The organism is Rugamonas sp. FW305-51, assembly GCF_058786935.1.
Genome location: NZ_JBYSZG010000008.1, coordinates 53245 through 76557, shown reverse-complemented (window position 1 = coordinate 76557; position 23313 = coordinate 53245). Strand labels below are relative to the sequence as shown.

Sequence of the window (23313 nt, the reverse complement as noted above, 5' to 3'; positions counted from 1 at the left end):
GCAGGAATTGGGGCGCAATCGGGGCCAATTTGCGCTATAGTTATTTCCTTGGAAGCAACTAGGGAGCCCTGCATATGACCGATGGCGCGCAGACGAAACAGCAGGACGGCCGGGCATCGCCCAACGCCCCCGCGCTGACGGCCCTGCTGCCGGTCGTGCTGCTGGCGCTCGCCTATTACGGCGCGGCCCGTCTGGGTCTGCTGCTGGCTTTTTCCAACAGCAACGCCAGTCCCGTCTGGCCGCCCTCGGGCATGGCCTTCGCCGCCGTGCTGCTGTTCGGCTACCGGGTCTGGCCCGGCATCCTGGCCGGCGCCTTCGCCGCCAACCTGTCCACCTTCCACGCCAACGGCTTGCCGGTGGACGGCACGGTGCTGATGGTGTCGCTCAGCATCGCCGTCGGCAACGTGCTCGAGGCGCTGGTCGGCACGGCGCTGCTGCAACGTTACGCGGACGGCGCCCGGCCCCTCAACCAGCTGCACAACGTCTACAAGTTTGCCGTGGTGGCCATCTTCATGTGCATGGTCAGCGCCGGCATCGGCAGCAGTGCCCTGGTGCTGTCGCACCTGGTGCCGGCCAGCGCCCAGTGGACCGTGGTCAGCACCTGGTGGGTGGGCGACACGGCCGGCGTGCTGGTGGTGACCCCGGCCCTGCTCGCGTGGCGCCACGCCGGCGACCAGCGCTGGAGCGCCGCCCTGCTGCTGGAACTGGCCGTGTCGCTGGCCCTGCTGCTGGCGCTGGTGCTGCTCATCTTCGGGCGCCACTACACGGGCGCCAGCGGCACCCAATGGCTGGCCTACCTGGTGCTGCCCTGCATCGCCTGGTCGGCCTGGCGCCACGGCCTGCGCGGCACCACCCTGGCATGCCTGACGACGGCCGCGGCGGCCGTGCTGGGCACCATCAACGGCCTGGGGCCGTTTGCCACCGGCACCTTGAACGACGCCCTGATTTCGCTCGAGAGCTTCGTCGTCGTGTGCAGCCTGCTGGGCATGGTGCTGTGCGCGGACGCGCGCGAGCGCCAGCGCCTGCGCCAGTCCCAGCATGGCCGCTTCGGCACCCAGTGGCTGACCCTGTTCGCCGGGGTGGCCATCACCGTCACCGTCTGGCAGCTGGTGTCCGTCAACACGGAACGGCGGGCCCGCGAGCAGTTCGAAGTGAGCTGCATGAACATCCAGCAGCGCATCGCCAAACGCATGACGCTGTACGAGACGGGCTTGCGCAGCGCCCAGGCGCTGTTCAGGACCACGCCGGCCGTGTCGCGCCAGCAGTGGCACGACTATGTGGAGGGCATCGCCATCGGCCGCAATTTCCCCGGCGTGCAGGGGATGGGCTATGCCCGTTACCTGCGCCCCGGCGAGCAGGGTGCGCTGGAACGGGCCGTGCAGGCCTCGGGCTATCCCCAGTTCCGGGTATGGCCGCCGGCCGACAGCGACGCCTACGCCCCGGTGCTGTACCTGGAACCGTTCACCGGGCGCAACCTGCGCGCCTTCGGCTACGACATGATGTCCGAGCCGATCCGGCGCCGCGCCATGCTGGAGGCGGCCCGCAGCGGCCGGGCCACGCTGACGGCCAAGGTCACGCTGGTGCAGGAATCGGAGGAGCACGTGCAGGCCGGCTTCCTCATGTACCTGCCCGTGTATTTCCGCGACGCGCCGCAGGCCACGCCGGAGCAGCGCATGGCCGCCCTGCAGGGCTTTGCCTACAGCCCGTTCCGCACCCAGGACCTGATGCGCGACATCCTCGGCAGCGACAATATGGCGCTGCAGCTGGAGATCGACGACGGCGGCCCCACGGACGGCGGCGGCCGGCTGTACGCCAGCGGCATCCGCAGCGCCGAACAACGCCGGCTCTATCCCAATCCCTTCCTGCTCACCAGCACCATGACGGTGGCCGAGCACGGCTGGACGCTGCACTTCACCTCCCTGCCCGCCTTCGAGGATTCCATCGACCGCCAGAAGAGCCACATCGTACTGCTGGCCGGCACCGTCATCAGCCTGCTGTTCTTCGGCGTGGTGCGGGCGCTGACGGCGCGCCGCGAATACGCGCTGGCGCTGGCCGAGGACATGACGGCGGCCCTGCGCCGCTCGGAGAGCTCGCTGCTGGCGGCCAAGGAGCAGGCTGAGGCGGCCAGCCGGGCCAAGACCGAGTTCGTGGCCAACATGAGCCACGAAATCCGCACCCCGCTCAACGCCGTGCTGGGCATGACCCACCTGCTGCACAACACGGAGCTGTCGCCGGACCAGCGCAAATACCTGGACATGATCACGCAGTCGGGCAAGTCCCTGCTCAGCATCCTCAACGACGTGCTGGACTTTTCCAAGATCGAGGCGGGCCGGCTGGAACTGGCGCCGGCGCCGTTCCAGCTGGCCACCCTGCTCGAGGCGATGGCCACCATCATGACCGTCAACGCCAGCGACAAGGACCTGGAACTGGCCATCGGCGTCACGCCCCAGGTGCCGCTGAACCTGATGGGCGACGCGCCGCGCCTGCAACAGATCCTCGTCAACCTGGTGGGCAACGCCATCAAATTCACCGAGGTGGGCACAGTGTCGGTGCTGGTGGAGCTGGCCGGGCGCGACGCCGGCCACGCCCAGCTGCGCTTTGTCGTGCGCGACACGGGCATCGGCATGGAACCGGCCCTGCTGCAGCGCATGTTTGCACCGTTCTCGCAGGCCGACGCCTCGATGACGCGCCGCTTCGGCGGCACCGGCCTGGGGCTGGCCATCTCGCGCCGGCTGGCCACGCTGATGGGCGGCGCCATCACGGCCCATACGGAACCGGGCCACGGCAGCGAATTCGTACTGACCGTGCCGCTGGGCGTGGCTGACCAGGGCGCGGCCCACGCAATGGCCGACCTGCCGCTGCTGGTGGTGGACGACCACGCCATCAGCCGCGAATTCCTGTGCCAGACCATCCGCAGCTACCACGGCGGGGCCGACGACGTGGCCACCATCGAGGCGGCCGAAGTGCAACTGGGCCAGACCGGCACCCGCTACAGCGCCGTGCTGCTCGACTGGCAGCTGCCGGGAGCGGACACCCGCGGCGCAGTGGCACGGTTGCGGGCAGCCGGTGGCGGCACGCCCGTGCTGCTGATGGTCAGCGCCTTCGGCCAGGGCAAGCTGCTGCAGACGGACGTGAGCCATGCCGGCGACGCCGTGCTGCTGAAACCCGTCACGCCGGAGCGGCTGACGGCGGCGCTGCGCCAAGTGCATGCGGCCACCGCCAGCGTCCCGGCCGACCGGGTCCAGCAGCGGCTGGACGGCATCCGCATCCTGCTGGTGGAAGACAACCCGCTCAACCAAATCGTGGCCAAGAGCATGCTGGTGCACGCCGGCGCCACCGTGCACACGGTGGACAATGGCTTGCTGGCGCTCGACGCGCTGCGGGCCGACAGCGACCGTTACGATCTGGTGCTGATGGACGTGCAAATGCCGGAAATGGACGGTTTCGAGGCGACCCGCCGCATCCGCGACGAGCTGGGGCTGACCATCCCGGTGTTGGCCATGACGGCCGGCGTGCTGCTGTCCGAGCGCGAACAATGCATCGCCTGCGGCATGAACGACTTCATCGCCAAGCCGGTCGATGTCGAGCAGATGTTGCGCGCCATCGTACGCAACCTGCCGGCCCTGCGGCGCAATGCGCTGGCCGGCTGAAACCGCCCGGTATTGAAGCGCATGGCGTTTTAATGTAGCATCTCAAATAAATCTTATCCCGTTACGCTAGCCATGACTCCCCTGGAACTGAACCCCGCCGCCATCGCCACCCTGGTCCACACCTTTTACGACGACGTGCGGGCTGACCCCGAACTGGCGCCCATCTTCAACGCCGCCATCGGCGACCAGTGGGAACCGCACCTGGAACGCATGGTCGATTTCTGGTGCACCGTCATGCTGGGCCAGCGCAGCTTCCAGGGCAATGTGTTCGGCACCCACATGCAGCTGACGGGTGTGCAGCCGGAGCATTTCCGGCGCTGGCTGGACCTGTTCCTGGCCACCGTGCAGCGCCTGTTCGCGCCCGAGGTGGCCGACGAATTCCTGATCGTCGCGCGGCGCATCGCCCACAGCCTGCAGTATGGCTACTTCGGCAAGGTGATGGCGGAATAGCACCACTTTGGCTGTACAACATTTCGTTTCGGCCAATAATCAGTATTTTAGATGCTTGTTTATATAAAACCTGCCATAATGGGTCATCCGATCCCACTAACCGAGGAGATAAACATGAAAGCCCTGCCTGAACATGTCGTCCACTACAAAAGCTCGCCCGTGTTCACGGACGGCACCGTGCCCGCCGCCCTGCAGCGTGGCCACACCACGGCCGCCGGCGTATGGGGCCGCATCACCGTGCTCGAAGGCAGCCTGCGCTACCGCATCACGGGCGCCGGGCCGGAAGAGCTGATCCTCACGCCGGAGCGCCACGGCGTGGTCGAACCCCAGGTCGAACATGAAGTGGAAGTGATCGGCCCCGTCAAGTTCCGGGTCGACTTCCACCGCTAGGCGCCGCCCACGCCCGCTGCGCGGCGAAGTCGCGGACATCCAGCGGCGATTTGACGGCGATTTCGCGGACGCTTATCGGCCGCTTATCGGCCATAAAAATTCATGCAAAATATATCTTCAACACCTGCCACCGGAGAAACTGCACCATGAACATCGACAAATTCAAGCACCAGCACATCGACATCCTGAGCGACATCGCCGCCCTGCGCAAACTGGTGCAGTCGGGCATCGCGCCCGCCGCCGCTGCCATCGCGGCCCGCATCGTCTCGATGAGCGGGGTCATCAAACTGCACCTTGCCGTGGAAGACCGGGTGCTGTATCCGGCGCTGGAAGCGAGCGGCGACGCCGAGCTCGCGCGCCTGAGCCGCCAGTACCAGGGCGAAATGGAAGGCATCGCCGCCAGCTACCTGGCCTTTGCCGCCAAATGGAACACGCCCCGCCTGCTGGAACAGCAGCCGGAAACGTTCCGCGCCGAGGCCAATCAGGTGCTCAAGACGCTGTACGAGCGCATGAAGCGGGAAGACCGCGAGTTCTACCCGGCCATTGAAGCGGCAGCCAGCGCCATGGCCTGAGCGCGCTAGAACTCCAGCTCCTCCGTGATGGCGGCCAGCCCGGCGCGGGCGCAGGCCTCATCGGCGGCGCCGTTCGGTGCGCCGGACACGCCGATGCCACCAAACGTCACCCCGCCCGCCTCGACCAGGATGCCGCCGCCCACCGCCAGCACATGGGCGATCTGGCGGATGCCGCTGGAATCCTTGTTGCCCTGGGTGCTCTCGGCCAGCGCCAGGCTGGTGGTCTTGAAGCTGATTGCCGTCCAGGCCTTGCCGGCGGCAGCATCGGGCGTGTGCATGCCGGCGTAACGGTCGCGCAGCATCACCTGCGGCACGCCGCTGCGGTCCAGCACCACCACCGCCACCTGGTAGCCGCCATCACGGCATTTTTTCAGCGCGCCCTGGGCCGCCTTGAGGGCCGTTTCAGGCGCCATCAGCTTGACGGCGTAGGTCGCATCGGCCGCCTGCGCGCCCGGCGCCGCCCCCATGAGCAGCGCCGCCAGCGCCGCCGATGCTGCCGTTGCCATCGCACTTGCCAATGAATTTGCTGCCGTATTTGCGCCTGAATTTGCGACCGAATTTGCGACTGAACTTGCCGATGCCAGCCTTGCCGCTCCTGCCTTGAAGTGCGGTCTCATTGTCACTCTCCCTGTGGTTTGCTGCCTGCGTGAGACGCCAGCCGCCGCATTGCCTCGGCCAGCGCGTTGTCCAGATAGCCGCCATACAGGCCGGTCGTGTCGCCGCCCACGATGGGCGCGGTGAGCAAGGCGCCGCCGGCGTCGACCAGCACGACGGTGGGTGCGAAGCGCGCCTGGTAACGCGCGGCCAGGCGCTTGCCGCTGCTTGGCGCGCCGTCGAAACCGCGCAGCGGCGCCGTATCGTCCAGCTGCACTTCGCGCACCACGGGCCGCTGCCCGGGCGGCAGGTCGCGCTGCAGCGGCAGCAGGTAATTGCGCCGCACCACCAGGCAATAGCCGCAGTCGGGCAGCGAGAACAGCAACACCACCGGCACGCCGCGTGCTGCCGCCTCGGCGCCATCGGCGCGCAGGTCGCGGGCCGGCGCCAGCAAGTCCATCAGAACTGCGGGAAGTACAGCTTGGCCCGCTCCAGCTTATAGCTCCAGGGCAGGCCAGCGTTCTTCCAGCCGTTGACCACACGCTGGCCGGCCTGCGGTCCATCCTTGGCCAGGTCCCCCTCGAAACCATCGATGACCGTGTAGACCTTGTGATAGCCCAGCTGCGCCAGCAGGCTGGCGGCGCGGCCGCTGCGGTCGCCGGAGCGGCAGATCAGGATCACGGTATCGTCCTTGCCCAGGCCCTTGGCCGTCATGCGCCGCGCCAGTTCCGGCCCGAAGTCGTTGTTGACGGCCATGGCCCAGCGGCCGGCCTTGGCGTCCCAGCCCGCGTCGTCGGGATGCTCCACGTAGGGGATGTTGGCATCGGCTACGGTGGGCATGCCCAGGTAGGCCACTTCGTAGCGGGTACGCACGTCGACCAGGTAGGCCTGTTCGCCCAGGCGCTGTTTGAGCGCGTAAGCTTCCTTCGCATCCACGTATTGGGCGCCGGCGGCGCGCTTGGCTTCGGGCACGGCCGCCGCGTCGTACGCGGAAGCGTGGCCGGCCACGCCGGCCAGCGCCAGCCAGACGGCGGCGCACATGAAGCGGGTATTCGATCGCATGTCGTTCTCTCTCCTTGGTTGATTGCCACTACGGCGCGATGCCGGGATTGCCTTCCATGCCGATCAGGCGCGGCGTGTTGAGCTTGCGGGGGGCGACGGTCTTCTTGTCGCGCAGCCATTTTCCCACCACTTCCCACACCGGTTCGCCGCTGGCCCCTTCCGCCACCGGCGCCCAGCCGGCCACCTTGTAGGTCTTGTCGGCGTCGATCAGCTTGCCGTCCAGGCGCATGTCCTGGATGCGCGCGCCCATGCGGGCCTTGGGTTCGATGGCATAGCTCATGCCGCCCACCCGCACCATGTCGCCGCCCTGCTGGTAGTAGGGATCGGGGTTGAACAGGTTGTCGGCCACGTCCTCCATGATGTTCTTGATGGTGGCGCCCGTCATTTCCGTCAGCGTGCTGTAGGAATAGGTGGTGGCCGTCTGGTCCATCAGGTGCTCCATCAGGATAGGGCTGTCGGGCAGCAGCGAGGTGCCCCAGCGGAAGCCGGGCGAGAATGCCAGGTCGGCGCCCTTGACGTCGATCAGGGCATCGACGATCAGCTGGTCGAAGGTGCCGTTGAAATTGCCGCGCCGGTACAGCGTGCCCTGAGTCATGGCCAGCTTTTCGTTGAGCTTCGCCTCGTACGGCGCGCGGATCTTCTGGATCAGCGCCGTCATGGCGCGGTCGGCCGGCAGGAAGTTGGAGAACACGGGCAGCAGCTTGTAGCGGAAGCCCTGGATGGCGCCGTCACGCACGTCGAAATCGAGCACGCCGAGGAACTTGCTGTTGCTGCCGGCATTGGTCACCAGCGTCTTGCCGCCGCCGTTGGCCACGATTACGGGCGCCGGCATGCCGTCGTGCGTATGGCCGCCCATGATGGCGTCGATCCCGCGCACGCGCGAGGCCATCTTCAGGTCCACGTCCATGCCGTTATGGGACAGCACGACGACCACCCTGGCGCCCTTGGCGCGGGCCTCGTCCACCGTCTTCTGCATGTTCTCTTCCTGGATGCCGAAGCTCCATTCGGGCACCATGTAGCGCGGATTGGCGATCGGCGTGTAGGGGAAGGCCTGGCCGATGATGGCCACCTTGACCCCGTTCATCTCCTTCATCACATAGGGTTTGAAGACCGGGTCGCCGAAGTCGGTGGTCTGGATGTTCTGGGCCACGAAATCGACCTTGCCCTTGAAGTCGCGCTCGACGATTTCCTTGACCCGCTTGTCGCCCAGCGTCATTTCCCAGTGCGCCGTCATCACGTCCACGCCCAGCTCCAGGCAGGCATCCACCATATCCTGGCCGTTGGTCCACAGGGCCGTGGCCGAGCCTTGCCAGGTGTCGCCGCCGTCCAGCAGCACGGCGCCGGGCCGGCTGGCGCGCATGCGCTTGACCAGCGTGGACAGGTGGGCGAAGCCACCTACCTTGCCGTAGGTGGCAGCGGCCTGTTCGAAGTTCAGGCAGGTAAAGGCGTGCGCCTCGGGCGTGCCCGGCCTGATGCCGGTCTGGCGCAGGAGCTGCTCGCCCACCAGGTGCGGCATGCGGCCGACGGCCTGGCCCACGCCCAGGTTCACGTTCGGTTCGCGGAAGTACACGGGCGTCAGCTGCGCATGGCAGTCGGTAAAGTGCAGCAGGTGCACATTGCCGTAGCGCGGTACATCGTACAGCGCGCCGGCCGAGGGCGCGGCCAGCGCCCCTTTCGCATCGAGCAGCATGCCGCCGGCGGCGGCGATGCCCATCACCTGCATGAATTCACGCCGACTCAGGCTCATATCAATTTCCTCACTGTTTGCATGGTTGCGCGGCTCACTGGTTGACGGGCGAGGCCGGGTCCAGCAGGAGGGCCATCACGTCGCGGATCTGGGCCTCGGTCAGGATGCCGTTGTGGCCGAAACGGGGCATGCTGGAACAGGCACGGTAGGCCTGCGAGTTGTAGATCTTGCCCCAGGTGTAGCGCACCATGTCGGCGCCCTGCCCGCGCAGCTTGCCGTACTGGTACAGCGACGGGCCGATATTGCCGAACGAGATTTCCTCCTTGCGCAGCTGGTGGCACGCATAGCAATTGCCGCCGTTGACGCTGCCCACGGCATCCGAAGACTGCATGCCGCGCCCGTTCTGGGCGATCTTTTCGCCTTCCTCCCACTTGCCCAGCCAGACGCCGTCGGCCGGATAGACGATGGTCTTGAGCTGGCTCGATTCGATCTGCGCGTCCACCTTCTTGCCGCGCGCGGCCGGCTGTTCGCTGCAGATCTTCTGCACCTCGTCCTGCCGGGTCACCCGTTCCACCGTGGCCGGGCCCTTCGAACGGAAGTCGCTGGCCAGCATGTCGCGCGCCATCTTGCCGTAATCGGGACCGGCCGCAGCCGCCGTCGCACAGGCGGCCGCCATCAGCACCGCCGCTGCCTTGTCGATATGTCGCATCTGCGTCTCCTTAACGTTTCAGCGCGGGCGCGTCGAACTTGCCGCCGTCCGCGCTCTTGGCCAGGTACATGGTGAGCGCCGTCACCGCGTCCGATGCGTACACCGGCTCGGGGAAGCGCTGCTGGCGGAAGCAGTCCATCAGCCGGTGCTGCATGGTGCGCACCTCGCCCTGCGACACCCGGTAGGCCGGCCACGTGGTGTAGGCCGCCTGCGCGTTGGCCTTGTTGAGCATATTGGGCAGCTCCTGCAGGCGGATGCGCTGGCCGTCCGCGCCGTGGCAGGTGGCGCACGCGAAATCGTGCGCGCCGCCACGGTAGAAGAACAGCTTCTTGCCCACTTCGTAGGCTTGCTTTTCCAGCGGGTGGGCGGTGGAGACGTTCATGGGCATGCCGCGCGACTCGGCCGCCACATAGCTCATGATGGCTTCAATGTCGGACGGATTGCCGGCCGAGCCGAACGGCGTCTTGAGCGCCTCGACCTGGGTCAGGCCCTGGATCGTCATGCGGCAGTAGGCCAGCCGCTGTTCGGCGTCCATCACCTTGCCCGTGTCCTTGAAAAAGCGCGGCAGCGCCACGTAGGCGCCTTTCAGCACGCCCGGCCCCTGGCCCATGTCGCAGCTTTCGAGCGAGGCCTGCTTCGGCCCCGCCTTCTTCTTCCACAGCTCCTCGCCCCGCATTTCCCACAGTTCGGCGGGATTGCCGTCGGCCAGCATCTGCCGGTACTTGGCGATTTCGTCGGTGGCCGAGGTCTGCGCCAGCGCCGGCAGCGCTGCCAGCGCCGCCAGGATCAAACAAGCTTTTCTTTTCATCGTGTTTCCTCCAATTGCTTGCCCGGGGCGCCGCCGTATCAGCTGATGACGGCTTCGTCGCTGCGGCTGTCGCCCATGTTGTCGGCCCAGGCCACGCTGACCTTGTCGCCCTTGGTGCCGCCCTTGAACTTGAACGACAGGAACGGGTCCTTCGACACGGAAGGACCGAACTGCGCGTCCAGCACCACCTTGTCCTTGCACTTGACCACCAGCGTCTTGATGTGGTGGGCCGGTATCACCTTGCCCGTCGCATCCTTGCGCTGGCCCGTCTCCATATCGTGACGCATCAAGATCTTCACTTCCACCGTGTCGCCCGCGGAGGCGGCGCGAATACGCATCGGATCACCCATGATAATTCCTTTACTTTGATCTGAGAGAGAGATTGGATGACGGCCGCTTAGCCGCCGCAGCCGCCCAGAGTTACCTTGATTTCCTTGCTGGCCACCAGCCACTTGCCGTCCGCCTTGACCAGCGCGTGGACGTTGGAGGTGGAGCCCATCTTGACGCGGGTGCTGATGGCCGGCTCGGTCCCGGGCGGGATGGCGAAGGCGGCCGACATGGCGCTGGGGTTTTTCTCCACCAGGATCGCCATGTATTCCGTGTTCGGGGCCTTGGACGCGATCGCCACCGGCACCACGGCGCCGTTTTCGGCGATATCGGGGCCACTGACGGTCACGTCGGCGCTGACGGCGAACTTGTCGCCGCCCAGCGCCTTGAGCACGTCTTCCAGGCTCTTGGCGTCAAACACCTTCTGGCTCCATTCCGCCGCGAAGACGTCGGACGGCTTGAGCAAGCCCGCCGTGAATGCCATGCCCAGCACGGACGAAATGCGCAGCATGTCGCGTCGACTCTGATTCATCACTATCTCCTATCGAAAAATACAAGGCTGGCCGGTGGCCGGAGCCTGGGTTTGCAGCTATGGTTGCCGCTATGGTTGCCGCTATGGTTGCTACTGTGGTTGCTGCAATCGGATGGGCGGACCGCCCGCAGCCGGCCCGCGACGTTCTTGCCTGGTCCTGATTCGCGCCTATCTGGCGCCAGCCAGGACCCAGGCCACCAGCGTCTGGATTTCCTCGTCCTTCAGGCTGGACTGGGCCGGCATGGCGACGGCGCCCCAGGCGCCGCTGGTGCCGGCCCGTATCCGTGCCGCCAGGGCCGCCGGCGCGGCGGCGTCGCCCCGGTAGCGGGCCGCCACGTCGGTGAAGGCCGGGCCCACGATCTTGTTGCTGACGCCATGGCAAGCCACGCAGGCGTTCTGCCTGGCCAGGCGCAGGCCTGCGCTTTCCTCGGCCACCGGCGCGGCGGCTGGCGCCGCGGCGGCCGCGCGCAGCAGCGCTGTTGGCGCGGGCTTGGTGGTGTCGGCGCCGCGTACGGGGCCGAACGTGCGGTTCTGCAGCGCGATGTTGCCGTGCGCGTTGCGCGACGGCTCGGGCAGGGTCGAACGCAGGCCCGGTTCGACGGGGCAGTTCTTCATGCAGGCCACGCTGTGCACATCGGGCTTGCCCTTGATGTCCCACAGGCCGTGATTGGTTTCCATGCCATTGCGGTTAGGCATGCGCTGCTGCACCTGGGCGATGTTCTGGTCCGACAGCGTAAAGTCGTCCGGCACGATCTCGCCCATGTTGAGGATGTAGGCCAGCACGGCGTACACCTCGTCCGTCTTGAGCGACTTGGGCGCCGTCCACGGCATGGCGCGGTTGATGTAGTCCCACAGCGTGGAGACGGTGGCCACTTTCATGAGCGTGGTCTTTTGCGGCTGGCGGCCTGTCTTGAGCGCGGCCACGTGGCCGGTCTTGATGTCGTCGGCCGTGGTGCCGCCTACGATGGGGGTGAACACCTCGTTCGATTCGCCGAAGGTGCCGTGACAGCTGGCGCAGCGCCCTTCCCAGATTACCTGGCCGGCAGCGACCGTGCCGGCCCCTTTGGGCAGGCCCTTGAAGTCGGGCCGCACGTCGATGTCCCAGGCCGCTACCTCCTGCGCCGTGGCGGGACGGCCCAGGCCAGTCAGGGCCGTGGCGCCGGGCCGGGCGTCGGCGGCCGGGCCGGCCTGCGCCAGCGGGCTCGCGCCGGCAGCGGCCAGCGCCATCAACAGGACGGACTTAATAAACCTGGACATTGGACACCTCGCCGGATTGCGCGACCTGCCAGGACTGGATCGCATTGTTGTGGTAGATGGACTTGGTGCCGCGCACGGCGCGCAGCTCGTTGATCTTGGGCTGCACGTAGCCGGTCTCGTCGATCGCGCGCGACTGCAGCACGGCGGGCGTGCCGTCCCATGCCCAGTCGATGTTAAAGCGCGTCAGGCACTTGGGCAGCACGGGCGATTCGAGGCGCGCCGTGCGCCAGTTGCGCCCGCCGTCCACGGACACATCGACCCGCTTGATCCGGCCCCGCCCCGACCACGCCAGGCCCGTGATGTTGTAAAAGCCCTGGCCGAGCAGGGTTTGCCCGGCCGACGGCGTGGTGATGACGGACTTGCATTCCTGGATGGAGGTGTACTGGCGGAAGTTCCCGTCCGGCATGGCATCGATGTAGTGGACCGCCTCGTCCTTGGTGGCATAGGGCTGGTCGCCCACCTCGATCCGGCGCAGCCACTTGACCCACGACACACCCTGCACGCCCGGCACCACCAGGCGCAGCGGATAGCCGTTCTCGGGCCGCAGCATTTCGCCGTTCATGCCCCAGGCCACCAGCACATCGTCGAGCGCCCGGTCGAGCGCGATGGTGCGCGTCATGGCCGAGCCGTCGCCGCCCTCGGCCAGCACCACGCGCGCATTTTTCTTGTCGTAACCGCAGTCTTCCAGCAGCACGGACAGGGGCACGCCTGTAAATTCGCTGCAGCTGAGCATGCCGTGCGAGTACTGCACGGTGGGCACGGCCACATTGCCCCACTCCATGGCCGTGTTGGCGCCGCACTCGATGAAGTGCATGCGTGACACGGACGGCATGCGCATGAGCTCGTCCATGGTGTAGACCTTGGGCGTCTTGACCATGCCGTTGATCATCAGCCGGTGGTGCGCCGGGTCGATGTCGTACCAGCCCTGGTGGTGGCGTTCGAAATGCAGGCCGCTGGGGGTGATGATGCCGAACAGCCCTTGCAGCGGGGTGAAGGCGACGGAGGCCGCGCCCACCCGCGTCAGGCCGGGCGATTCGCGCCGCAACAGATTGGTCTCGTATTTGGACGGCATGCCGTAGGGATTGCTGGCCACCGGCTTGCCCAGCGTGCGCGCATGCTCGGGCAGGTTGAGGATGTCGGGATCGCCGCCCGCCTGGGCCAGCGCGGGGCCGCCGGCCAGGGCCCCGGCGGCGGCCAGGAAGCTGCGGCGCAGGAAGCCGCGCCGCTGCTCGTTCCATCCCTCGGCCGTGATGTCGGCGGCCAGCTTGCCGTCAACGAAATGCTCGGGCGCGCGCAGGATGCGCCCCCGCTGCTTGGGTACGTTTGCCATGACCTGATCTCTCTCCTCGATACAACAATATAGTTATATAATCATTCAGGCATATATAGATTACACGGCGGCCGCCGCCTGCGCGGCCTGCCCTTACGCGTCGCCGACCATGAACGTGCCCGCCACCTTCTCCGCGGACGCGCGACTTTCGATCCGGCTGGCCATTTGTCCGCAGACGGTGCGGCACAGGTCGATCGTAGCCTGGTCATCTATCCGGTAATAGACTTGCGTACCTTCCTTGCGCCGGCCCAGTATCCTGGCCCGGTACAGCATGTTCAGCTGGCGCGACACGTTGGCCTGGGTCGATTCGATCTCGGTGACGATCTCGCCCACGGCGCGCTCGCCGCCGCACAGCGCGTGCAGGATCTTGAGCCGTGTCGGTTCCGACAGCAGGAAGAAGTAGTTCGACACTTCCTCGAACACGGCGCCCATGGCTTCCCGGCCTAAATTCTCTTTCATCTTACAATTCACTATATGCCTATATACGCATATAACCAGATTTGCCCGGTAAACGCAAGCGCGGGCCCCTTCCCCACGCTGCCCCTATCTGGCCTGCAGGCTTTCCCGCTCCATCAAAATGTAGGTGCCGTAGGCGTTCAGCCGGTTGGCGGCGGCAAAGGCGGGATATTGCGCGAAGCGGCCCCAGTCCGTTTGCGCATAGGCTTGCTCGAACGGCACCATGTCGGCCACGGCCGCGCCCATCTTGTCGCGCAGAAACAACAAGTAATCGCGGGTCAGGGCGATGTCGGCCAGCGGCGCACGCGACATGGCGCCGTGGCCGGGCACCACCACTTGCGGGCGCAGGGCCAGCATGCGCTCGAGCGCCGTCAGCCACACCTTGCTGTCGGCGTCGCCCACGAAGGGGATGCGGCCCGTGAAGAACAGGTCGCCCGCGAACAGCATATGGTCCTCGTCCACCGCCAGCATGATGTCGCCTTCCGAATGGGCGCCGCTGCTGTCGATGAGGCGCAGGTGCAGGCCGCCCATCTCGAACGCCAGTTCGCCACTGGGGCCGAAACTGAGCCAGCGGTCGGCCGGCACCAGCCGGGTCTGCTCGTTGACCCATGGCGCCAGCGCGCTGCGGCGCTGTTCCAGCCGCTCGCGCGCCAGGTCCGAGGCCAGGTACAGCTTGCCGTTCTCGTGGGCCCACACTTGCGCCCCGCGCGCCTTGAACGCCTGCAGGCCGTAGAAATGGTCGGCGTGGTAGTGGCTGACGATCACGCGCCGCACAGGCTGGCGCGTTACCTTGGCGATGGCCTGCAACATGGCCTCGCCCAGGGCCGGACTGCCCAGCGTGTCGAACACGAGCACGCCGTCGGCCGTGACGACAAAGCCGGCGTTGGACATGAACCCCTGGTTGTCGGCCCCGGCCACCCCGGATTGGCCCTGGAAATAATAGACGTGGGGCGAGACGGGAATGGCCTGCAGCCGCAACGGTGTGGATGGAGGCGGCGGAGCCGTGGCCGGCGCGGCGGCCAATAAGGGGAGCGCAGCCGGAGCCGCGGCGGAGACGGGCACGGCCCCTGCCTGCCCCAGCGGCAGTAACAGCAACGCCGGCAGCAGCAGCGTCAACGCCAGCAGGCTGGCCCTTCCCTTGATCGAGGCACCCATACAGTCTCCCTGTTGCGCCGCGGCACGGGCCGGTGTTACTGGCCGTCGCGGCTTGCTATTTAACATCAATATAGCACCATTTGCGTATATGCCTATAGAGGCATATATGCTTTAATTATTCCGATACGCAACGATACGGAGAAGGCTGCCATGAACTTGCTGACGCTGATGGAATCGGTGGGCGAATCCCAGACCCTGGCCCTGGGCGGCCTGCTGATCGGTCTGTGCTTCGGCTATCTGGCCCAGCGTTCGCGCTTCTGCCTGCGTTCGGCCGTGATCGAGACTTGCCATGGCCAATTGGGCGGCAAGCTGGCCGTGTGGCTGCTGGCCTTCGGCGCGGCCGTCTCGCTGACCCAGCTGTTCATCATGGCCGGCGTGCTCGACGTAAGCAGCGCCCGCCAGCTGGCCACGCGCGGCACCCTGTCCGGCGCGCTGGCCGGTGGCCTGCTGTTCGGCTGCGGCATGATACTGGCCCGCGGCTGCGCCAGCCGCCTGTTGATCCTGGCCGGCACGGGCAACCTGCGGGCCCTGCTGTCGGGCCTGGTGTTCGCCGTCGTGGCCCAGGCCGCGCTGGGCGGCGTGCTGGCGCCGCTGCGCCTGGCCATCAGCAACTGGTGGACCATCGACGGCGGCGACGCGCGCGACCTGCTGCTGTGGTGCCACGCCGGCCACGGCGCGGGACTGGCGTTCGGCCTGGCCTGGCTGGGCGGCGGCATGGTCTTCGCCTGGCGCGCCCGCCTGGGCTTGCGGCCGGCCGCGGCCGGCATGGCCTGCGGCGCCATGGTGGCCTGCGCCTGGCTGTTCAACTACCAGGTGTCGGCCCAGGCGTTCGAGCTGGTGCCCGTCAAGAGCCTCAGTTTCACGGGACCGGCGGCCGACATGCTGATGCTGGTGCTGTCGCCGCCCGGCAAGCCGTGGAACTTCGACATCGGCCTGGTGCCCGGCGTGGCGGCCGGCGCCTTCCTGGGCGGGCTGACGGGGCGCGAACTGAAGCTGGAAGGCTTCCGCGACGGCCTGAGCATGCGGCGCTACCTGGCCGGCGCCGCCTGCATGGGCCTGGGCGGCATGCTGGCCGGCGGTTGCGCCGTGGGGGCCGGCGTGTCTGGCGCGGCTGTGTTCGCCCTGACGGCCTGGATCACCCTGTTCGCCATCTGGGCCGCGGCCGCCGTGACGGACCGCGTGCTGGACCGGGCGCCCGCCTGAACTGCGTCCCGGCCCCGTCCACCCCGCCTTCCCGGCGGCCATGGATGGCTCTTTTTTTGCCAAGTGGCATAATTGCCACAAAATCATCCCTTCACGCCGGTCAAGTTCTCGCGCAAAATGGGGCGGCAAGGATACACTTGCTACAGCAGCAATTGCTTGTCCAAAATAAACAGGCTCGCCGGGCGGGCCAACCAGGCCAAAGTACACGATGCATACTTTCCAGTTCCATTTCCGTTGCGCTTGGCAGCGTTGAGCTACGCGGGCCATGCGCCTGGGGGCGGCACCCTGCCCGCTGCGGCCGTGCGCGCGGCCGGCTGGCTGCTGGCCGCCCTGCTGGCGCTGGGAGCCGTCCCGGTGCACGCCGACCCCAACGCGGCGCCTGACAGCGGCGCGGCCCACGCGTCCCGTGCCGACCAGCTGGCCCAGGCCGCCGACCCGGCGCGCCGCCCGCGCCTGGGCGCCGGCACGCTGGCCGTGCTTTACCCCGACATCGGCGAACCGTACCGCAAGGTCTTCACGGAAATCGTGGAAGGCATAGAAGACCAGGCCCAGCTACGGGTGCACGGTTATCCGGTGGCCGCCGGCGCCGACCCGGCCGAACTGCAGGCGGCGTTAAAGAACAGCGGTTGCCGTATCGTCATCGCCCTGGGCCGCCAGGGCTTGAAGACGGCCAGCAGCCTCGATCTGCCGCTGGGCATGGTGGTGGGCGGGGTCAGCTCGGTGCCCGAGGCCGACAAGCTGAACGGCATCAGCCTCACCCCGGACCCGGCCCTGCTGTTTTCCCACCTGAAAGGCTTGCTGCCGGGGGTAAGGCGCGTCATCGTTGTCTATAACCCACAAACCAATGAAGCGCTGCTGCGGCTGGCGCGCGAGGCGGCCCGCACCCAGGGCCTGGAGCTGCTGGCGCTGGAGGCGACCGACCTGGCCGGCGTGGCGCACCGTTACGAGTCGGCCTTCGCCACCGCCGACGGCCGGCGCGACGCCCTATGGCTGCCGCCGGATGCGCTCACCGTGGACGAGGGCGTAATCCTGCCCATGGTGCTGCGCGAGTCGTGGAATCGCAACATCGCCATTTTTTCCAGCAGCATCGTCCATGTGCGCAAAGGCGCCCTGTTCGCCCTCTATCCCAACAATTTCGAATTGGGACGCGACCTGGCCACGCTGGCCCTGGCCCGCCTGAACGGCGACACGGCCCGGCGCGGGGTGGCGCCGTTGCGGGCCGTGCGCACGGCCCTCAACACGCGCAGCGCCAGCCACATGGGATTGAATCTTTCCACTAGTCAACAACGTAGTTTTGATGCAATATTCCCCGAACCGTGACCTGAACTCATACTCTATGTTTTCTGGAAACAAATTTCCTTTAGGTTAACTTGGTTCAGCATATATACTACGGCGTACTTTTGCCCCGGGTGTCCACGGGGCGGCTACCGACTGCTTAATGAATAATCAGAACCTTTTCGCCGGCCGCCTGGTGCGTGCCGGCACCGCTTTGCTGCTGGCGCTGGCCGCCGCATGCAGCCCGGGCGCCGCCAGCGCCCAGCGCGCCGAGCCGCCCTCCATCATCGACCTGCCCGGCGCTTCCCGCTCCGACGTGGGGGCGCTGATGGACCGCATCGAATCGGGCACCGTGGCCGTGCCGGCCGCCTACCGTCCCGTCACCCTGGCCCAGCTGGAAGACCAGCTGCGCCGGCCCGAACTGCAGGCGTCGATCGGCAAGGGCGGCACCATCGCCGTGCTGTATCCGAACGTGGAAGAACCGTTCCGCTCGGCCTTCGTCAGCATGATCCAGGGCATCGAGGAGCGCACCAAGCTGCGCGTGCGCAGCTATCCGGTCGACCCGCGGGTCGACACGGCCGAACTGAACGCCACCCTCAAGCACAACGGCACCCGGGTCGTGATCGCCCTGGGCCGCCAGGGCTTGAACGCGACGGCCGGGCTGGACAAGGAAATCACGGTGCTGGCCGGCGGCGTGCTGCTGCTGTCGGAGGCCGACAACGTGGCCGGTATCAGCATGACGCCCGACCCGGCCCTGCTGTTCGCCCGGCTGCGCGTGCTGCTGCCCGAGCTCAAGCGCGTGATCGTCGTCTACAACCCGCAAAAATCGGAGTGGCTGATCAAGCTGGCGCGCGAGGCGGCCCGCAGCCAGGGCCTGGAACTGTCCACCCACGTGGCCGGCGACCTGGCCCGCGCGGCCCAGCTCTACCCGCAGCTGATCGCCGCCGCCGACAACCGCCACGACGCCGTCTGGCTGCCGCACGACACCACCACCGTGGAGGAAGGCACCATCCTGCCGCTGGTGCTGCGCGAATCGTGGAACAGCGGCGTGCCCCTGTTCTCGAGCAACGTGCTGCACGTGAAGAAAGGCGCGCTGTTCGCCATGGTGCCCAACAACGTGGAGCTGGGCCGCACGCTGGCCAGTTCCGCGCTGGGCGTGATCGCCGGCGACAACAAGCGGCGCAGCCTGACGCCGCTGCGCGAACTGCAGACGGCCATCAACGTGCGTACGGCCAGCCACATCGGCCTCAATCTCGGTTCGCGCCAGCAACGCAGTTTCGACTTCGTCTATCCCCAGCCGTGAAGCGTTAGCATCCCCTTAGACTCCTGAGCACGGTAAACATGTTTCGTCACTACTTACGCCGCACCGGATTCCAGCATCAACTGACCGTCATCGTCTCGGCCGCCATTCTGGTGCTGGCCCTGTTCTCGTCGTTCATGAACTCCTGGGAGGCGCGCTCGCGCATGCGCGAGCACTTCATCGGCCAGGGCCAGCGGGTGGCGGAAAACCTGGCCCGCCAGAGCACGCTGGCGCTGCTGTTCCACTCGCCGGAAAACGCGCGCGACGTGGTTACTTCCACCCTCGCCTTCCCCGACGTGGTGGGGGTGCAGATCAGCGACGCCAAACACAAGGTACTGTTGTCCAAGGTGCAGGGCGAGGCCACGCTGGACGCGGCGGCCGGGCGCGGCGCCAGCCTGGCCCATGCCGGCCTGGTGAGCGAAAGCCCGGACGCCTGGCTGTTCGCCGCCCCCGTGTTCGGCGGCCAGGCCGAGGCTTCGCCGTTCGAACTGCAGGAGCGCCAGCCCCAGTTGCTCGGCTATGTCCACGTCCAGTTCGGCAAGGACACGCTGCAACGCCTGACCCTGTCGCTATTGCTGGGCAACCTGGCCATCAGCCTGTCGTTCGCCGTGATCCTGCTGTTGCTGGTGCGCCTGCTCACGCGCCACATGATCAACCCGCTCAACGCCCTGTCGACCCTGATGCGGCGCGCCGAGGCGGGCGAATCGGGCATGCGCGCCAAGCCGGCCGGCCCGCGCGACCTGATCGAGATGGGGCAGGCCTTCAACAAGATGATGAACGTGCTCGAGCAGCGCGAGGCCGAACTGATGGACTCGCGCGACGCGGCCGTCAACATGGCCCAGATGAAGGCCCAGTTTGCCGCCACCGTCAGCCATGAAGTGCGCACCCCGCTCAACGGCGTGGTCGGCATGCTCGACATGCTCAAGGAAATGCGGCTCAACCAGCGCCAGCAGGAATGCGTGGACGTGGCCTGGAATTCCTCGCGCACCCTGATCGACCTGATCAACAACATTCTCGACTACTCGAAGATGGAGGCCGGCAAGCTGGCGCTGGAGGAAGTGGACTTCGAGCTGCGCACGCTGCTCGAGGAAGTGGTGGAACTGGTGGCCCGGCCGGCCCAGCAGAAAGGCGTGGAGATCGCCTACCTGCTCGATATGGCCGTGCCGGCCCGCATCACGGGCGACGCCCTGCGGCTGCGCCAGATCCTCATCAACCTGCTGGGCAACGCCGTCAAGTTCACGGAACAGGGCGAAGTGGCGCTCAGCGTCACCCCGGCCGCGGTGGGCGACGACGCCGGCCTGCGCTTCGAGGTACGCGACAGCGGCATCGGCATGAGCCTGGAGGCCCAGCGCCACCTGTTCGAATCGTATGTGCAGCCCGACCCGTCGACCACGCGCCGCTACGGCGGCACGGGCCTGGGCCTGGCCATCTGCAAACAGCTGGTGGGCTTGCTGGGCGGCGAGATCGGCGTCACCAGCGTGCCCGGCGCCGGCACCACCTTCGTGTTCACCGTGCGCTGCCGGCCCGCCGCCGCCCAGCCGGCCGCACCGGCCGACGCCACCCTGGCCGGCGTCCCCGTGCTGGTGGTCGACGGCAGCGAGCTGGTACGCACCTTCCTGCGCCAGGCGCTGGAACGGCACGGCGTGCGCTGCCAGGTCACCGGTTCCGGCGGCGCCGCATTGAGCGAACTGAAGGCGGCAGCGGCCGCCGGCCAGCCCTACCGCGCCGCCATCCTCGACATGACGGCCACCGACGACGACGGCGCCGACCTGGCGGGCCGCATCGACGCGGCCGGCCTGGGCACGCAACTGCTGGTGCTGGACCGCTTCGGTCCGGCCGCCGGCGGCACCACCATCAGCGGCCACGCCACACTGGGCAAACCGCTGCGCCAGGAACGGCTGCTGGCCGCCCTGCGCACCCTGCTGGCCGGCCGCCCCGCGCCGGAACCGCAACAGCTGGCTCCGGCCGGCCCGCCGCCGGCGCGCCAGTTCCGCGTGCTGGTGGCCGAGGACAACCGCACCAACCAGATGGTGGCTGCCGGCATGCTGGCCATGAACGGCTGCGTGTGCGAATTCGCCGCCAACGGCCGCGAGGCCGTGCAGGCGGCCGAGCGCGGCCAGTACGACCTGATCCTGATGGATTGCAGCATGCCGGAGATGGACGGCTACGAGGCCACGGCCCATATCCGGCTGGCCGAGGAAGCGCTGGGCCGGCGCACCCCGCTGGTGGCCATGACGGCCAACACCCAGCGCGGCGACGCCGAGAAATGCCTGGCCGCCGGCATGGACGACTACCTGGCCAAGCCCATCACCCTGATCGAGCTGCGCCACAAGCTGGAGAAATGGCTGCCGCACGGCAGCGACGCCGCGCCCCATGGCCAGCCGGCCGCGCCGGCCACCGCGCCGGAAGAAGAGCGCGAGCGCAGCACAGCGCCGGCCAGCCCCGTCGACCGCGACGTGTTCGACAAGCTGCGCGATATCCTGGGCGCCACCTTGCCGCACGCCCTCACCCCCTTCCTGGAAGACGCGCCGGCCAGCCTGGACGAACTGGAACAGGCGGTGCACGGCGGCGACCTCGAGACGGCGCGGGCCCGCGCCCACGCCCTCAAGGGTTCGTCCGGCAACCTGGGCGCCACCGAACTGGCCCAGCTGGCCGCGCAGGCCGAACAGCTGGCCATCGCCCATAAGGTGGCCGAGATCGCGCCGCTGCTGCCGCGCCTGCGCGCCAGCTACCACGACGTGGCCACCTTCCTGCACCAGCAGCTGGGCGGCTCCGCCGCCGACGGCGCGCTGGGCGGCGAAGACATGCCGCAGGTGCTGGTGGTGGACGACGACCGCAGCACCCGCAGCACGCTGCGCTACACCTTGCAGCGCGACGGCTTCCGGGTCGAGGAGGCGGCCGACGGCGCCCAGGCGCTGGCCATGCTCAAGCGCTTCCAGCCCGACGTGATCCTGATGGACGCCGTGATGCCCGTGATGGACGGCTTTACGGCCTGCGCCCGCCTGCAGGAACTGCCCGGCGGCAGCGCCATTCCGGTGCTGATGATCACGGCCCTGCAGGACAACTCCTCGGTCGAGCGCGCGTTCGCGGCCGGCGCCAGCGACTACATCCCCAAGCCCATCCACTATGCCGTGCTGTCGCAGCGCGTGCGCCGCATCATCGAAGGCAACCGGGCCGAGAAGCGCATCCGCCACCTGGCCTACAACGACTTGCTGACGGGCCTGCCCAACCGCACCCTGTTCTTCGAGCTGCTGGGCCAGAGCATCGAGGCGGCCGCCGCGGCCGACAGCCAGGTCGCCGTGCTGTTCATGGACCTGGACCGCTTCAAGTACGTCAACGATAACCTGGGCCACGACGTGGGCGACCGCCTGCTGCAGGCCGTGGCCCAGCGCGTGCGCCACAGCGTGCGCAACGTGGACACGGTGGCGCGCCTGGGCGGCGACGAATTCACCGTCGTGCTGAGCGACCTCGATGGCCCCGGTGCGGCCGCCACGGCGGCCCACAACATCTGCCGCATGCTGGCCACCCCGTTCCAGATCGACGGCCACGACATCTTCGTCACCAGCAGCGTGGGCATCGCCATGTATCCGCACGACGGCACCGACGTGGCCACCCTGGTCAAGCATGCCGACAGCGCCATGTACCGCGCCAAGAAGACCAACACCGGCTTCCAGTTCTACGAGGCGTCGATGGAACAGTCCATCTCCGAGCACGTGCGGCTCGAGAGCGACCTGCGGCGGGCGCTGGAACTGAACCAGCTGGAGGTGTACTACCAGCCCCAGTCAAGCTTCGCCACCGGCCAGATCGTGGCCATGGAAGCGCTGGTGCGCTGGCACCATCCGACCCGCGGCATGGTATCGCCGGCCGAGTTCATCCCGCTGGCCGAGGAGACGGGCATCATCATCGCGCTGGGCGACTGGGTGCTGCGCACGGCCTGCGCCCAGCTCAAGGCCTGGCACAACGAGGGCTTGCCGCCGCTGCGGGTGGCCGTCAACCTGTCGGTGCGCCAGCTGCTGCAAAAGGATTTCTCGCGCACGGTGGAAGCGGTGCTGGCCGATACGGGCCTGGCGCCCCACCTGCTGGAACTGGAGATCACGGAAAGCACGCTGATGGAAAACGCCCAGGACACGCTGACCGCCCTGCACCGCCTGCGCTCGCTGGGCGTGCGGCTGTCGATCGACGACTTCGGCACCGGCTACTCGTCGCTGTCCTACCTCAAGCGCTTCCCGGTCGACATCATCAAGATCGACCGCTCCTTCGTGCGCGACGTGCCGCAGGATGCGGACGACGCGGCCATCGTCACCGCCATCATCGCCCTGGCCCACAGCCTGCGGCTGGAAGTGGTGGCCGAGGGCGTGGAAACGGTGGCCCAGCTGCACTTCCTGCAGGCCCGCCATTGCGACCTGCTGCAAGGCTACCACCTGAGCCCGGCCATCCCGGCCGCCCAGTTCGCGGCCCTGATCCGCCAGCACGAAGCGGCCGCCGTGCGCGTCTGACGCCGGCGCAGGCAGCGGCGGGGGCGGTGTGCCCGCCGGACTGCGTGCGGCAACGTGTCT

At 67.6% G+C, this 23313-nt stretch carries 20 protein-coding genes; 8 read left to right on the top strand and 12 right to left on the bottom strand.

Annotation, left to right across the window (positions count from 1 at the left end; all coding sequences use genetic code 11):
• Nucleotides 1-74 precede the first annotated feature (74 nt).
• The 4 genes from AC3WOS_RS08230 (at nt 75) to AC3WOS_RS08215 (ending at nt 5062) form a co-directional block, all read left to right on the top strand.
• Nucleotides 75-3650, top strand: coding sequence for a CHASE domain-containing protein (locus AC3WOS_RS08230; protein ID WP_492715413.1), 3576 nt, complete (start codon nt 75-77; stop codon nt 3648-3650).
• Between the two features lie 72 nt (nt 3651-3722).
• Entirely contained in the window at nt 3723-4100 is a 378-nt protein-coding gene (locus tag AC3WOS_RS08225) for a group III truncated hemoglobin (protein WP_492715412.1), read from the top strand.
• Nucleotides 4101-4214: 114 nt separating this feature from the next.
• Nucleotides 4215-4490, top strand: a complete 276-nt coding sequence (locus AC3WOS_RS08220; protein WP_492715411.1) for a TehB family protein — start codon at nt 4215-4217, stop codon at nt 4488-4490.
• 146 nt (nt 4491-4636) lie between these two features.
• Nucleotides 4637-5062, top strand: coding sequence for a hemerythrin domain-containing protein (locus AC3WOS_RS08215; protein WP_492715409.1), 426 nt, complete (start codon nt 4637-4639; stop codon nt 5060-5062).
• A 5-nt stretch (nt 5063-5067) separates the two neighbouring features.
• Here the strand turns inward: AC3WOS_RS08215 and AC3WOS_RS08210 are convergent, their stop codons facing one another.
• From AC3WOS_RS08210 to AC3WOS_RS08155, 12 genes are all read right to left on the bottom strand, one after another.
• On the bottom strand, nt 5068-5568 hold the full coding sequence (locus AC3WOS_RS08210; RefSeq protein WP_492715408.1) for a GlcG/HbpS family heme-binding protein: 501 nt from the start codon (nt 5566-5568) through the stop codon (nt 5068-5070).
• A 113-nt stretch (nt 5569-5681) separates the two neighbouring features.
• Nucleotides 5682-6116 carry a thioredoxin fold domain-containing protein gene (locus AC3WOS_RS08205; protein WP_492715407.1) on the bottom strand — a complete coding sequence of 145 codons (435 nt, stop codon included), beginning with the start codon at nt 6114-6116 and terminating at the stop codon, nt 5682-5684.
• A complete protein-coding gene (locus AC3WOS_RS08200; RefSeq protein ID WP_492715406.1) occupies nt 6116-6718 on the bottom strand; it encodes a rhodanese-like domain-containing protein in 603 nt (200 codons plus the stop codon). Before AC3WOS_RS08200 ends, AC3WOS_RS08205 begins: the two co-directional genes overlap by 1 nt.
• 28 nt (nt 6719-6746) lie before the next feature.
• Nucleotides 6747-8465, bottom strand: a complete 1719-nt coding sequence (gene soxB, locus AC3WOS_RS08195; protein WP_492715405.1) for a thiosulfohydrolase SoxB — start codon at nt 8463-8465, stop codon at nt 6747-6749.
• 34 nt (nt 8466-8499) lie between these two features.
• Nucleotides 8500-9114, bottom strand: coding sequence for a sulfur oxidation c-type cytochrome SoxX (gene soxX, locus AC3WOS_RS08190; RefSeq protein ID WP_492715404.1), 615 nt, complete (start codon nt 9112-9114; stop codon nt 8500-8502).
• Between the two features lie 10 nt (nt 9115-9124).
• The gene (gene soxA, locus AC3WOS_RS08185; protein ID WP_492715403.1) at nt 9125-9922 is read right to left on the bottom strand and encodes a sulfur oxidation c-type cytochrome SoxA; all 798 of its coding nucleotides are present in this window, start codon (nt 9920-9922) and stop codon (nt 9125-9127) included.
• A 38-nt stretch (nt 9923-9960) separates the two neighbouring features.
• Nucleotides 9961-10272, bottom strand: a complete 312-nt coding sequence (soxZ, locus tag AC3WOS_RS08180; RefSeq protein WP_492715402.1) for a thiosulfate oxidation carrier complex protein SoxZ — start codon at nt 10270-10272, stop codon at nt 9961-9963.
• 47 nt (nt 10273-10319) lie between these two features.
• On the bottom strand, nt 10320-10781 hold the full coding sequence (soxY, locus tag AC3WOS_RS08175) for a thiosulfate oxidation carrier protein SoxY (protein ID WP_492715401.1): 462 nt from the start codon (nt 10779-10781) through the stop codon (nt 10320-10322).
• Between the two features lie 168 nt (nt 10782-10949).
• Entirely contained in the window at nt 10950-12038 is a 1089-nt protein-coding gene (locus AC3WOS_RS08170; protein ID WP_492715400.1) for a c-type cytochrome, read from the bottom strand.
• Nucleotides 12022-13368, bottom strand: a complete 1347-nt coding sequence (gene soxC / locus AC3WOS_RS08165) for a sulfite dehydrogenase (RefSeq protein WP_492715399.1) — start codon at nt 13366-13368, stop codon at nt 12022-12024. Before soxC ends, AC3WOS_RS08170 begins: the two co-directional genes overlap by 17 nt.
• Before the next feature lie 93 nt (nt 13369-13461).
• Nucleotides 13462-13827 carry an ArsR/SmtB family transcription factor gene (locus AC3WOS_RS08160; protein ID WP_492715398.1) on the bottom strand — a complete coding sequence of 122 codons (366 nt, stop codon included), beginning with the start codon at nt 13825-13827 and terminating at the stop codon, nt 13462-13464.
• 84 nt (nt 13828-13911) lie between these two features.
• On the bottom strand, nt 13912-14979 hold the full coding sequence (locus AC3WOS_RS08155) for an MBL fold metallo-hydrolase (RefSeq protein ID WP_492715397.1): 1068 nt from the start codon (nt 14977-14979) through the stop codon (nt 13912-13914).
• A 150-nt stretch (nt 14980-15129) separates the two neighbouring features.
• Between AC3WOS_RS08155 and AC3WOS_RS08150 the strand changes: the two genes are divergently transcribed.
• From AC3WOS_RS08150 to AC3WOS_RS08135, 4 genes are all read left to right on the top strand, one after another.
• On the top strand, nt 15130-16182 hold the full coding sequence (locus tag AC3WOS_RS08150) for a YeeE/YedE family protein (RefSeq protein ID WP_492715396.1): 1053 nt from the start codon (nt 15130-15132) through the stop codon (nt 16180-16182).
• Between the two features lie 240 nt (nt 16183-16422).
• Complete coding sequence (locus AC3WOS_RS08145) at nt 16423-17502, top strand: ABC transporter substrate-binding protein (protein WP_492715395.1); 1080 nt, start codon at nt 16423-16425, stop codon at nt 17500-17502.
• A gap of 118 nt (nt 17503-17620) precedes the next feature.
• Nucleotides 17621-18760: an ABC transporter substrate-binding protein gene (locus AC3WOS_RS08140; protein WP_492715394.1), complete on the top strand. Its 1140-nt coding sequence runs from the start codon at nt 17621-17623 to the stop codon at nt 18758-18760.
• A gap of 38 nt (nt 18761-18798) precedes the next feature.
• On the top strand, nt 18799-23253 hold the full coding sequence (locus AC3WOS_RS08135) for an EAL domain-containing protein (protein ID WP_492715393.1): 4455 nt from the start codon (nt 18799-18801) through the stop codon (nt 23251-23253).
• Nucleotides 23254-23313: the final 60 nt, after the last annotated feature.